This is a genomic window from Acinetobacter sp. WU_MDCI_Abxd143, from assembly GCF_025514195.1.
GTDB classification, from domain to species: Bacteria; Pseudomonadota; Gammaproteobacteria; order Pseudomonadales; family Moraxellaceae; genus Acinetobacter; species Acinetobacter pittii_H.
The window spans coordinates 104,512-117,867 of the sequence record NZ_JAHPTH010000007.1; the positions used below are offsets into that span (position 1 = coordinate 104,512).

The window sequence follows — 13,356 nt, forward strand, 5'->3', positions numbered from 1 at the left end:
TTTTAGAGTTGTCTCTTTGTCTAAGGTGAAAAGGATAGATTCACCTGGCATCAAGGATTGTTAAAGAAAAATAAATATGGTGCTCGGCATCGTATAAAACAGGAAGGTCAAGATGACTACACTTAATTATACGGTATGTTTTAAAAAAACCGTTTTGGCAAGTTTAATTGGACTTTTTTTAAGTCAATCTAGCTTTGCTCTTGAAGAACTTTCCGATGCTGGTCTAAGTGAAACTACGGGTGAGGGTATTGCAATATTACCGCAAAATACATTTATGGTATTTCGTGGTGCTGGTCCAAATGAATCTGTAAATCAAATTATTACTGATCGTAGTAAAGATACAGGTTACATTAATTATGTGCCTGTTGGGCCTTTGAGTGTTGCTGCAGCTGATACGAGTGGTAATGGCACTGTTGGGCCAGAAGACCGCGCAGTAGGTAAAGCTGATATCTTTCTTTATGGTTTAGCACTATCGAAGTCGGATAGTGATGCAAATTCGCGTATTGCTAATACCTCAGCCGCAGCAGCGATTTCAAGTTGGGGTACGGGGGCCAATCCATGGATATTCAAAGTAAAAACTGCGACCAATGTTCCTAATTTTAGTACCACCGATAGTTCTCTTTATCCAGTAACGTATTTATCTTTAGAGGCTCCTCTTTATCAGCCAACAATTGATGGGGCAGAGGGAGCTGATGCATATAATTTAAAATTAGGTTTATGGGCTGATGCCTTTGTACGAAATCCAAATGTTGTGGCTACAACGAATGGCTCTCTAGCTCAATTTCAATATGGTAATAGTAATGGATTAATTGGAACAAGTATTGATATAACTCGTGCTAACCGTTTACGTTTACAAGGCATTCTAAATGGCTTTAGTTTAAATGGTAGCCAGATTAGTATGTTTCAGACTCTTGGTGGTGCCACCTCTGCTGGTGGGATGAGCCCTTTTTATAATAATACTTTAGGAATGTCTGGACTAGTTCGTCTTAATACTGGCGATAGTAAAAATACCAGTATTGTGACTGAAAATGTTACAAGTCAAACTCAGACATATGCAACAAGTAGCAATAACGGATGGCAAACCGTACATGCAGGCGCAAATTCAACTTTAAGTACCAGTAGTACTGGAGATTGTGGTAACAGCGGAACAGGGAGTTTTAGTACGTCTCGTGGATGTCGTTACTATGTAGAAAATCGAACCAGAACAGATACAAAAACATCGAATAAAACACGAATTGCATTTAATGATACAAGCAAGGTATTACGTTTTAGTACCCGTGAAACTTCAGATTCACCAAATGCTTCAAATAATTTATATACACCCGCATATGATTCTGCAGGCGCCGTAGCACCAAAATTTGCTGATAGTGAAGGATTGTATCTTTATAATCCAAATATTAACTTAGTATTAGGTAATCTATATCAACCCCTTATTTTAGGTTCTGACGGTAAAAACTTTAGTATTGAAATTGCGCGGATTGCAAATAAACCTGAAATATATAAACAGATCTATACAGATTACTCTGGCGCAGACACGACTTACAAAGGATCTACTTGTAACGTTTATTCGTGCGTTAATCCTACCCATAGTAGTATTACGATTGGTACCGTATATAGTCCAGATAATGGAAAAACCTTATTAGCAAATACAAGTGAAGGCGCAATTGGAGTCTCCTTTGGGCGTTTGATTTCAACAGGAACACAGGTTTCTGGAACTTCAGCAGGTAGTTTGGTGTCATTGACCAATTCGGTATCTGGCACTACATCTGCCACAATGACAGAAGTCCGTTTTAAACAAAGACAACAAAATACCCAAATATGGAACCAAACATATAGCTGCGGATTGTTTAATTCGAACTGTGGTTATACGACCGCTGGTTATCTATATCAGTGGGAATATAACAAAGGAACTGGGGCTTGGGTTATTACAAATCCAACAACAAAACCAGCTGATGCGCCAAAGTGCTCTGGTGCACTAGGATGTACGAGCACATCTGGTTCGACACCAATGTACGGAACAACTCCAAACCGCGATTGGAGTAATGCTGCTATTCCATGGCTAACTTCAAGAAATGCTGTAGTTAATGATTTAATCGGTAGTAGTAATGGCACAACTGGCTATGTGATTCCAACTGCCAATCAAGCTCCAGCTTTGTCTAACATTAGTCCTTTAAATAACTTAGGATCAGCTTCAATTGATGGTGTTTTAATCCAGCATCTGAAACTAACAACTAAAGGCCTATAAGAGGAGGATAATGATATGAAAAAATTAAGTACTTTAATCCTCGCTCTTTGTGCAACGGTTACTCATGCAGAGCTACAAACTTTAGATAATGACGCCTTACAGGCCATAAATGGACAAGCAGGTGCTGATTTATCTTTAATGCTCAATTTAAACCAGACAGCTAGCGGTGTATTTGACAATGGTAGTGGTGGTGTCTGTGAGAATGTAGAGTTCTGTCATATTGGGTTGGCAATTAACAAACGTTTTGTACAGGCAGATCCGTCGAAACCAAGTGGTTGGGCTGAAAATAGTGATAGTGGTAATAAACTTTGGCTTGTATTTAAAGGTGTACAAGGCACTTTAAATATTCAAAAAATGGGTTTGGATGGCGCTGATTTAAAGTATTTGGATAAAAACAATACTGAAATGATTAAGCCTGCTATTCAACTGAGTTTTAGTGCAGCACAGCCAATTTTAATTCGTAACTTTGGTTTTAATGCCTTATCAATTGAGCAAGATAACTTTACCAGCTCAACAATAGCGCAAGGGTCCAGTGCAAATATGTATGATTATGCATATTTCAAAAAGCCAACTTATGCGGCCACTGCTAATAGTGCAAACCAGCAAGTTGCTACTGCAACACCATCGGCGTATGACCATGGACGTGAAACTGGTTTTATGGGCTTGATGATGAATGGGAATTTGGCTATCCAAGGAAAAGTCATGGTCTTTAGCTGTGATGGCAGCCATCCTCGTTGTTAAGGGTTAATGTAGATTTCAAAGGAACTGAAGTGATGAAAAAAAATAAAGAAAATCACAGCTCAAAGTTTATTTTAAACGCATTAACAACCAGCATGTTGTTAGTGAGCGGACATGTTTTTGCGTTAGAAGCTTTAACAGATGCTGACATGAGTGCTGTTAATGGACAAGATGGGATTTCGATTCAAACGACGTTTAATGAAATCAATATTGATAATGCTTACTGGGATGATCATGCAGGTACACCTAGCAGTGCTGATCAGGTCTTAAGAGCACAAGCAGGCGGGATAAAAGTTCAAAAAAGTAATGCATCTAGTCAGCCTTTAAGCACAAATTATCGGTTAGATGTAGGGAGCAATCCAACTACAGGTAAAACTGGACTCGACTTTTCTATGCAAAGCAGTCCATCACTCATTACTGTAAATAGTTTTAAAATATGTAATAACTCTGCTACTTGCTCACCGACAATGGGGCAGTTGGCTATTCAAACGACTTCTCCACTAAATTTGGCACTTACCACACAAGACGGTCTATTTAATGCAAATAGTCAGTCAAGCATGACGCTCGGTATTAATAATGCCAATATTTATCTAGGGCAAGTGGATGCACGCAGCCAGTTAAATCAATTAATTTTAAGAAATTTTAACTTTAATTTTGTGGGTAAAGGGGTCATGTTGATTGACCCAACTCGTGGCGTAGTTTTACAGACAAATACTGGAACTAACGTCGCTGGTGTAGGGCAAACGCCAAATAGTACCTATGGTTATGTTGATTTTAACCGTGTAGCAGATTCAGCTTCTGGTTTAACCGCAGGCACATATGTAGATAGCAGTGGGAAAGTAACTAATTCAGGCCTGAATATTGAGGTCATGTTAAGTTCCAATGTCGATAAAACAAATCCTTATGCTTTAGATGCAACCAATAGTCCACAAAATGCGAAAGGCTTGATTCGTTTAGGTGCTAGCGGACGTATGGTAAATAGTTATTTACAAGTCCGAGGTATGGATGGTACGTCAGATACAACAATATTAGGTACAGCAAATACTGCTTCAGGTACCAGTTCAAGTAATAGTATTTTAGGTAATTCTGGAATTGCCTTTCGTATGAAAGGTGAATTCACTAAAGATAATGACTCAATGCTAGGTTCGGATGGTAAAGCAACTACTTTAGAAATTGGTGGAGCAGGTCTGAATGCTTATGGTTTCGAATTTGGTAATTTAACAGGCCTTAACTCAGCTACTCGCGGTTATTTCGACAGCGGAAATATTTATTTAAATCTTGCTGATACAAAAACATTATTAATGCCAAACAACGCGACTTTAAATACAATTCGTTTAGGGGCGGGTACTTTAACAACAGCTGCTGATTATCAACATAACATTCACCGTGATACGGTGACTAATCCGTTTAGCTTAATTCTTGCGATGCGTGGAGCAGAGTTTCAGGCATTTTCAAGACGCGGTCGTTTTACGACAAGTGCAAATGTTGCTGCTGCCAATCAGTTTGCAGACAATGGTGCAAATAACCAGTGGGGCTTAGCCTTACCTTTTTATAATTTAAATGCTAATGCTGCTGTATATGGTTTAGATGCACCAGCAAATAGTGCTTATTACTATACCAAAGATGCCAATGGTAAGCCTGTTCGAAATGTTGTGGCGACCTCTGGAACGACTTCTCGTTTAGGTTTTGGTATTGCTGCTGGAACTACGGGACGTGATGCGACTGGAACCAAAACAACCTCAATTTTATTAATTGATGGTTCTCCAAATGCTAATAATGGAGGTAGTCCTACTGATTATTATATGGGATTACGTAATATCGATATGTTCGTTAAAGGCAATGGTAGTATCGGTTTAGAAAATGGCAGTCTTAATATTAGTTTAAAAGAGATGCTACTTGCTTTATCAACAGAAATTGCAGCAGGTTATTTACCTGGGGCAAAATATAAAACTTGTCCAGCTACCGGTTCATGTACCTCACCAATTGATAACTTTGCCAGAAATAATGATGTCTTATTTGGTCTAAAACTGCGTTTAGGCGGAGATCTTAACTTATCGATCGTGCCAAACAGTTCAATTGCAGATGGTAGTGCTTTAACTGTACTGGGCGATTTTACAATGCCTGCGACCGCAACTGGAAATACAGTTCAAATTAGTGATCCGATCGATGGTTCTGCGATTGGCTTTGATAATATCACTGGAAAGCTTGCGTTTAATACTGCTTTAGTTGTTGGTAAAGACAGTGCAAGTGGTTTAGGTAAAGTTGGCGTAAATACGGCGGTTTATTTTAATCCAGATAAGAGTATTGACGGCGCATTACGTGTTAAAGATATTAACTTCTATCCTCCATCAACAGGAGCAGGAGCGCGTTTAGGTGAGCTTGCAATTACGGGTGGACGTTTAAATAGTAGCTTTAGTATTGTTCCTAGAAATGGTGCTTTTAACTAATAAAGAAAAGTGGCGATATCGCCACTTTTTATAAAAAATTTATTTTGAATGTGATTGGATTTGCATTCGTCGGGTTATAGGGATAATTGCTTTGTACTTGAATATTATTCTGATAGTCTGAACAAATAATAAGCGTTTGTCTCTTAAGGATTAGAGCGACATGAAGAATAAAAATATAGGGTTCTGGCTGCTACTTGCCAGTAGTTCAGGTGTTTTTGCAATGCAGCCTTTGGATGATCAAAGCCTTGCTGCAGCGACGGGCCAAAATGGTTTAACCTTAGGTATTCAGGCCGATAGTGTTAAATTTAATCAAGTCGCGCTCATTGATACTAATGGTATTGTTTCAACGTCTTATAACAGTAAAGCTGGTTTTGTCATTGCCGGAAACTCTACTAATCCAGTTCCTGGTATAGAGTTTATTAAAGCCGCTGTATCGGGTAATCCTTCTTTTAATATTGCAATGGATACCGATGCTGGGGGTGGAAATCCTTTTTTAAATTTAGCTATATCTATGGGGAATGATGTAAACGGAATTCGACTTCTACCTTTTTCAGTTTATTTAGCCCCAAGTACATCTTTATCTAGCCCATTCGATTATGCATTAACAAGTTATGCACCAAAATCAATTTTTAGTTCGGGAACGACAGTAAATACGGGTGTAAAAGAAATCATTCGCTCTACTGGAAATTTAGATATTAACTTTGTACAAACCAATAAAACTCGTTTAAATATTCAACTGGGTCATGCTGCCCAATCCGTTATGGTTAAATTTGGTGGAGCAATTCAGTCTATTTGTTCTGCTGCTACGGGTTGTCCAATTACTTTAGTGTCCGATAATACAGGTGCTACATTTGGGTTTAAGTTTGCAGGAACAAATACCTCAACTGGTTTTGTGTTAGATGGTTTTTATGCAGGTGTTGAACCAACTGGATTAACTTTTGGGAATACAGGCGCATCTAGTAAATTTGATGCTTCACTTAACAATGTCACTTTAGGGAATATGGGTACTCAAAATACAACAACGTTTAATAATTTACCTAATGGTTCTATGGGGAGTTTTGGTGTCACTGGCGTTTCTGTAACTGACTTTAAAATGAAAGTAAGCGGCTTTTAAAAAAGAATAATAGCTTAACCTGAAATACGAAAGAGGGCAGTTGTGAAAACAAGTGCCCTCTTTTTTTAAAGGCTATGCCGAGTTAAATAGTATCTGATCTGGTGTGTTCTAATTGTTGAACAATTTCATCTAAAGCTTTAATACGTTTCACTTGGTCCCATAATTCTTTCGCTTGAGGATAGGCTTTGGTCATCATGCCTAACCACTGCTTATAACGACCAACCATCCCAATTTCTGTTTTTGCTTGACCGTTTAAAAAGCGAATTTGTAAGTCAACGAGTTGTTCCCAATTAAATAATGCTTCATTCATATTTTGGCGAATACATTGGGTTAAATCTGGAGTCGTTACCGCACCACGGCCAATCATGAGGTCTTCACAGCCAGATTGTTGTTGACAGGCTCTAGCATCAGCATTGGTCCAGATTTCACCGTTAGCAATGACATTAATTTTTAAAGCTTCTTTAATAGGTAGAATTTTTTCCCAATAAGCTGGTGGTGTATAGCCATCTGCTTTAGTTCGAGCGTGTACAGTTAACCAGCTTGCACCTGCATCTTCGACAGCGTGGGCATTTTCCATTGTATGGTTTTCATCGAGGTAACCTAAACGCATTTTTGCTGAAACAGGAATATGAGCAGGTACAGCATCTCTCACTGCTTTAATCAGCAGATGTACCACGTCTGGTTCATCAAGAAGGACTGAACCACCACGATGTCGATTAACGGTTTTTGCAGGGCAACCAAAATTAAGGTCGATTGCAGGTGCACCCAATTCAACAACTTTTGCTGCATTTGCTGCCAGCATATCTGGGTTATTACCTAGGAATTGAACGTGAACAGGTGTACCGGCTGCCGTTTTACCGTCATTTTTTAATTCTGGGCAAAAACTATAGTAAATATGGTCTGGCAAAATACTGTCTGTAACGCGAATAAATTCGGTCACACACCAGTCGAAATCACCAACAGATGTGAGTGTATCCCGCATGATCGGGTCAGTTAAACCTTCCATTGGAGCGAGTATGAGTTTCACAGTCTGGGTCACCTGAGTAAAACGAAAACAGCGTTATACGGGATATGTATAACGCTGTCTAGTATCGATTAAATTTTAATTTATCTAGCGACCTAAGATCATCTCAAGCACGAATTTACTACCGATAAATCCAATCGCCAAAAGCACGAAACCGATTAAAGTAAAGCGAATCGCTTTTTGACCTCGCCATCCTAGTTTGTAATGGCCGATCAATAATGAGCCATAGATAAACCAAGAAATAATACTAAATACTGTTTTATGAGCGAGATGCTGGGCAAAGAAGCTATCAATTGTTAAAAAACCAAATGCAAGCGCAATCGTTAATAAAATGAAACCAGTAATAATCAGATCAAATAATAAAGATTCCATCGCCTGAATCGGCGGGAGTAAATTAACCCAGAAACGTTTTTTTTGTTTCTTTTTGAGTTCACGATTTTGGAACCATATTAAGATCGCATGTATGGTTGCCATCAGTAAAACTGCATAGGCCGAAAGTGAAAGAATAATATGAGTATCAAGACCTAGCGAATGTTGCTCAATAAATTGATCTGGTCGGCTAAAGGCAAAACCTAAAATAAGACCAATGGCCGCTACAGGAATGCCTAATAAATTTAACGGTACAATCGGACGAAAAGTACTAAAAATTAAACTTAACAACAACATAAGCCATGATGTAAATGATACTAAATTAAAAACATCATAGTTAATTCCGGCTGGAGTCAGCATGCCATGGCATAAAACCGTGCCGTGCAGTAGCAGTGCTAATGTTACAACAAATGCAAATAACCATGGGTTTGGTTCACGTTTTGACATTAAACGAATAAACAGATACCAGAAAGAAGTGGTATATGCGATCAGTGCCAAAATTGTGTAAACCAAGGGGAGGCTAATCATGTCAAACCTTTTTCAGGATTAATTCATCTATATAAGATATAAATTCGCTGCGAACTAAAGTATCCTATAGCATTCTATGCATAAATTTTCTATTTCGAGAAAGATTTTTTTGCAACTAGCCATTTTAAGCGGATTTTGCAATGTTTGATACCTTAACAGAACGACTCACACAGAGTTTAAGAAATGTTACTGGCTCAGGGCAGCTGACCGAAGACAATATTAAAGATACCTTACGTGAAGTACGTATGGCACTTCTTGAAGCCGATGTCGCGTTACCTGTAACTCGTGAATTTATCGCGAAAGTTAAGGAAGAGGCATTGGGCCAAGAAGTGATGACTCAGTTATCACCAGGCCAGGCATTTGTAAAAATTGTTTATGACGAACTCACCAAGATGATGGGTGAGGCGAATGAAACACTTGATTTAAGTGCGAAACCTCCTGTTGTAGTATTACTTGCTGGTTTACAAGGTGCAGGTAAAACAACAACTGCTGCCAAGTTGGCACGTTTCTTAAAAGAACGTCAAAAGAAAAAAGTAATGACTGTTTCTGCCGACGTTTACCGTCCGGCAGCAATTAAACAGTTAGAAACTGTTTCAAATGAAGTTGGCGCAGGCTTTATTCCTTCAGATCCTTCTGAAAAGCCAATTGATATTGTTAATCGTGCAATTGAACAGGCAAAAATCCAGTTTGCTGATGTGTTGATTGTCGATACGGCAGGTCGTCTACATGTCGATGCAGATATGATGGACGAAATTAAAGAATTACACGCAGCAGTTAAGCCGACTGAAACTTTGTTTGTGGTTGATGCCATGACAGGTCAGGATGCTGCAAATACAGCAAAAGCATTCAATGATGCTTTGGCACTTACAGGTGTAATTCTTACTAAAACTGATGGTGATGCACGTGGTGGTGCTGCGCTTTCTGTGCGTGCCATTACTGGTAAGCCAATCAAGTTCTTGGGGATGGGTGAGAAGCTTGATGCTTTAGAACCATTCCATCCGGACCGTGTTGCTCAACGTATTTTAGGTATGGGTGACGTACTTTCTTTAGTCGAAGAAGTTGAACGCAAAATCGACAAAGAAAAAGCGGAAAAAATGGCGAAAAAATTGCAAAAAGGCGGTAGCTTCAACTTTGAAGATATGCTGATGCAATTTGAGCAAATGAAAAAAATGGGCGGCATGATGGGCTTCTTAGACAAGTTGCCTGGCATGAGCGGTGCAGGAATTCAGCAAGCAATTGAGCAAGCGAACCCTGAAAAACAAGTCAAGAAGATGGAAGCTATTATCCAGTCAATGACTGTTAAAGAGCGCCGTAATCCAGACTTAATGAACCCAAGTCGTAAAAAACGTATTGCCGCAGGTTGCGGTATGGATGTTGCTGAAGTGAATAAACTTATCAAGCAACAAGCGCAAATGGCTAAGATGATGAAGAAGTTTGCCAATCCATCTGGTATGAGCAAAATGATGCGTTCTTTAGGCAATATGCAAAAGCAATTTGGCGGCGGCGGTGGCGGAATGGGGCCACTCTTTGGTAACAACGACCAAAAGAAATAAATCCATAAAATAAAAGGCGCATATAGCGCCTTTTATTTTGTTCTGTATTTTAGTCTTTAGGATAATGAGCAATATATTGCTGTAATCCTTTGAGCAAAAGATCTGTTTCTACCACAGGCTCATATTTTTGTAAAAACTTGGCAAATAGTTTTGCATCACCACCAGTCAGTAGCAGCTTTTTAGGAGATTGCTGCATAATATTTTTAATGGTACTAATCAGGCCTAATAAAATACCGTGATGTACTGCATCTACAGTGTTATTGCCGGGATTTAGATTGTCAAAAGCTGAGTCTGGAATTTTAATGCCTTTGGTATTTTGAATAAGAGCATCTCGTTGCAAATATAAATTAGGGAGGATGTAGCCACCTAAATGCTGTTTGCCTTGCGTTAGGTCAATTGTGAGCGCTGTACCACAACCAATAATGCAATAGTTTTCATCGGCTTGAGCTACAGCTAAAACTTGTAACCAGCGGTCAATACCGAGCTGACTCGGTACTTCATAACCACACTGTAAGCCTGCATATTCTGAATGGACTTTGGCAAAGACCACAGGAATTTCAAGCCATTTTAAAATCTGCTGAATACGTTGGTTGTTTTCAGTATCGAGTACCGATGAAATTCCAATTCGATGTAGACCTTGATGTTTAAAGTGTTGGATTAATCCCAGTAATAAATCGGCAGGAGACTGTAAATGTAGCTCGGCTGCATGCTCAATAGTTTGCTGATTTTCAGTAATCCAGTATTTTAAACGAGTGTTTCCTATATCAAGCCATAAACTTTTCATGGAGAAAACACCTATTTACTGAGTGGTCTGTGGTCTTAAACGACCTTGATAAAACTGCTGTGGTTCTGGAGTTTCAAGAATTACCGCACCTTCATTGGAAATCCCAACGAAACGACCATGCACCAGTCCTTGGCTATGCTCAAACTGAACTAACTGGTTGATCCATGCAGCATGATGGTTAAAACGTCCTGCCAAATTGTAGCAGCCATGATCAAACCAGCGAGCAGCATTTTGAATTGCAACATAAAGTTCTGAAATTAACTCAAGGCGACTCATTTGCTCTAGGCCTAAATCTTCTAGAGAGGTAATCGGTTGATCGCTATCTGTCACTGGTGGTGTTTTTAAATTAATACCCACACCCACAATAGCCTGATGCTGAGAAAGAGGTTCAACCAAAATTCCACCCCATTTCCCTTGAGTACTATATAAATCGTTTGGCCATTTCACTTGCAGGTTCAAAGGTTGTAACTGCGGTATTTGTAGAATATTTAGAGCAACTTCAAGTGCTAAGCGACCATCTAAGGGTGTTCGAGTTTGCACCAATGTGCTTAAATAAATGTTTCCTTCAGGTGAAATCCATTGCCGTTGATGTTGGCCTCGCCCTTGAGTTTGTTGAGCACTGCAAACCAAGCCTGTTGTAATGCCTTTTTGGGCAATTTCACGAATATCATCATTGGTCGAAGTTGTGGTTGCTTTTAATAAAACCACTTCTGGAAGCTGGTTTTTTGTGCTTAAAAGTTGTTGTAGTTGGCGAGTCTCTAAATCCATGTTGAATATGAGCAGAGTGGTAAAACATTTATGGAGTTAATCATATATTTACTCATTGGCGCAATTGCTGGTTTTACTGCCGGATTGTTTGGGGTGGGCGGTGGACTAATTATTGTACCAATCCTCTATGTGGTTTTTACCCAGCTAAACTATGACCCAGCGGTAATCATGCATATTGCAGTAGGAACATCGCTTGCAACGATTATCGTAACGTCTTTTAGTTCTGTTTCGGCTCATCATAAAAAGGGTGCGGTACTTTGGCCTGTTTTTCGTAATTTAGCGCCTGGGTTAGTGATCGGCTCATTTTTAGGGGCAGGTATTGCCGATCTTTTGTCTGGTCAGCATTTGCAACTTCTTATTGGTGTTTTTGCAGTTTTTATGGCTTATCGAATGTTTAAAGGAGCACATGTCGTTGTTGACCCTACACGTCAGCTTCCTTCAACACCCATGCAATTTATGGCGGGTGGAGGCATTGGCATTGCCTCTGCAATTTTCGGAATTGGGGGAGGAAGCTTAACCGTGCCATATTTAAATCGTCATGGCGTGGTAATGCAAAAAGCAGTTGCGACTTCTGCTGCTTGCGGTTTACCAATCGCAGTTGCAGGAGCGATTGGATTTATGTGGTTTGGTGCGAAAGAACAAATTTCAGTGCCTAACACGATTGGTTATGTGCACATCTATGCGTTTATTGGCATTAGTATCATGAGTTTTGTCACAGCGAAGCTTGGAGCAAAGGTTGCTCATGCACTATCACCGCAGATGTTAAAAAAATGCTTTGCTTGTTTGTTAGTCGTGGTCGGCAGTTATTTTATTTATAAAGGCATTATGCACTAGAGACTAAAATCTTAAATTTATAAGACTATAGTTAAAAGCTTGAATTTTTAGGAATTCGAGCTTTTTTATTCATAAAATATAAGAACATTCGGGGCTTTTATTCATCCGATTTTGGTGTTGTTTTTAAATGGGTTGGCTTAAAATGCAATGAAATTGTCAGACAATGACATAGTTTTTAATCGATGGGATCAGTTAAAAACAAGGATGCGAAAGAAAAGCATGGATTAATGCATATAAAAAGTAGCGGGTGATTTATGAATCTCGAAGAGACAGAAAGTCTTTCTGAGCAAATTGTCAAATATATTAGCGAACAGATTATTAGTGGCGAACTGGTTGAAGGCGAACGTATTCAAGAGCTTCGTATTGCCAAAGAACTTGACGTTAGCCGAGGGTCAGTTCGTGAAGCATTGTTATTATTAGAGCGTACTCATTTAATTGAGATATTCCCACGCCGCGGGGCAATTGTCTCAGAAATGTCTGCACAACAAGTTAAAGCACTGTTTGATACAAATATGATGATATTGGGACATATTGTACAACGTATGAGTGAAACATGGCGTGCGCATGAAGCTGATCAATTGCAGCTATTGTTAGAACAACTTCTTGAACATGTTAAAGCAGGTGATATCGAAAAATTTTATGATGGAGTCTTCCAATATTTAGCTGAACAGCAAGATATGGTCGGTAATCCTTATCTAATGAAGTTTTATAAAGAGCTATTGCCTTCATTACGTCGTAGTTATTTTTTGACCTTAAATACCTCTAAGCGGGAACTGCAAGAAGCATTTGCATTATTTAAACTCGTGACTGATGCAATTTTAATCCGAAAATCACAACAAGCCGCTTTATTTATGGAAGATTTTTGTCGACACTTACGTAACCTTGTGTTGGAATCGCTGACACGAATGAAACAGATTGAATTGGCCTGGGCAAGACGCTCACGCCGCTAGTT

At 39.2% G+C, this 13,356-nt stretch carries 11 protein-coding genes; 7 read left to right on the forward strand and 4 right to left on the reverse strand.

From position 1 onward, the window contains the following. The first annotated feature begins 112 nt into the window (after positions 1–112). From KTI79_RS13505 to KTI79_RS13520, 4 genes are all read left to right on the forward strand, one after another. On the forward strand, positions 113–2,245 hold the full coding sequence (locus tag KTI79_RS13505) for a hypothetical protein (protein WP_032055291.1): 2,133 nt from the start codon (positions 113–115) through the stop codon (positions 2,243–2,245). Positions 2,246–2,260: 15 nt separating this feature from the next. Further along, positions 2,261–2,986, forward strand: a complete 726-nt coding sequence (locus KTI79_RS13510) for a DUF6160 family protein (RefSeq protein WP_032055293.1) — start codon at positions 2,261–2,263, stop codon at positions 2,984–2,986. Positions 2,987–3,018: 32 nt separating this feature from the next. Next, positions 3,019–5,430: a DUF6160 family protein gene (locus KTI79_RS13515; RefSeq protein ID WP_199964139.1), complete on the forward strand. Its 2,412-nt coding sequence runs from the start codon at positions 3,019–3,021 to the stop codon at positions 5,428–5,430. Positions 5,431–5,590: 160 nt separating this feature from the next. Beyond that, on the forward strand, positions 5,591–6,544 hold the full coding sequence (locus KTI79_RS13520; RefSeq protein WP_032055826.1) for a DUF6160 family protein: 954 nt from the start codon (positions 5,591–5,593) through the stop codon (positions 6,542–6,544). Positions 6,545–6,626: 82 nt separating this feature from the next. On the opposite strand, the gene KTI79_RS13525 is transcribed toward KTI79_RS13520, so the two are convergent. Both KTI79_RS13525 and KTI79_RS13530 read right to left on the reverse strand, forming a co-directional pair. Further along, positions 6,627–7,571: a tRNA dihydrouridine synthase gene (locus KTI79_RS13525; RefSeq protein ID WP_002120273.1), complete on the reverse strand. Its 945-nt coding sequence runs from the start codon at positions 7,569–7,571 to the stop codon at positions 6,627–6,629. 84 nt (positions 7,572–7,655) lie between these two features. Further along, complete coding sequence (locus KTI79_RS13530; RefSeq protein WP_016142065.1) at positions 7,656–8,465, reverse strand: inner membrane protein YpjD; 810 nt, start codon at positions 8,463–8,465, stop codon at positions 7,656–7,658. A gap of 140 nt (positions 8,466–8,605) precedes the next feature. Between KTI79_RS13530 and ffh the strand changes: the two genes are divergently transcribed. After that, positions 8,606–10,018 carry a signal recognition particle protein gene (gene ffh / locus KTI79_RS13535; RefSeq protein WP_002120334.1) on the forward strand — a complete coding sequence of 471 codons (1,413 nt, stop codon included), beginning with the start codon at positions 8,606–8,608 and terminating at the stop codon, positions 10,016–10,018. 49 nt (positions 10,019–10,067) lie between these two features. On the opposite strand, the gene KTI79_RS13540 is transcribed toward ffh, so the two are convergent. Continuing rightward, positions 10,068–10,802, reverse strand: coding sequence for a pantothenate kinase (locus KTI79_RS13540; protein WP_086375848.1), 735 nt, complete (start codon positions 10,800–10,802; stop codon positions 10,068–10,070). Between the two features lie 15 nt (positions 10,803–10,817). Beyond that, positions 10,818–11,570, reverse strand: coding sequence for a biotin--[acetyl-CoA-carboxylase] ligase (locus tag KTI79_RS13545; RefSeq protein WP_032055829.1), 753 nt, complete (start codon positions 11,568–11,570; stop codon positions 10,818–10,820). Between the two features lie 30 nt (positions 11,571–11,600). Between KTI79_RS13545 and KTI79_RS13550 the strand changes: the two genes are divergently transcribed. After that, complete coding sequence (locus KTI79_RS13550; RefSeq protein ID WP_032055830.1) at positions 11,601–12,404, forward strand: sulfite exporter TauE/SafE family protein; 804 nt, start codon at positions 11,601–11,603, stop codon at positions 12,402–12,404. 254 nt (positions 12,405–12,658) lie between these two features. Beyond that, positions 12,659–13,354, forward strand: a complete 696-nt coding sequence (locus KTI79_RS13555; RefSeq protein WP_016142060.1) for a GntR family transcriptional regulator — start codon at positions 12,659–12,661, stop codon at positions 13,352–13,354. Positions 13,355–13,356: the final 2 nt, after the last annotated feature.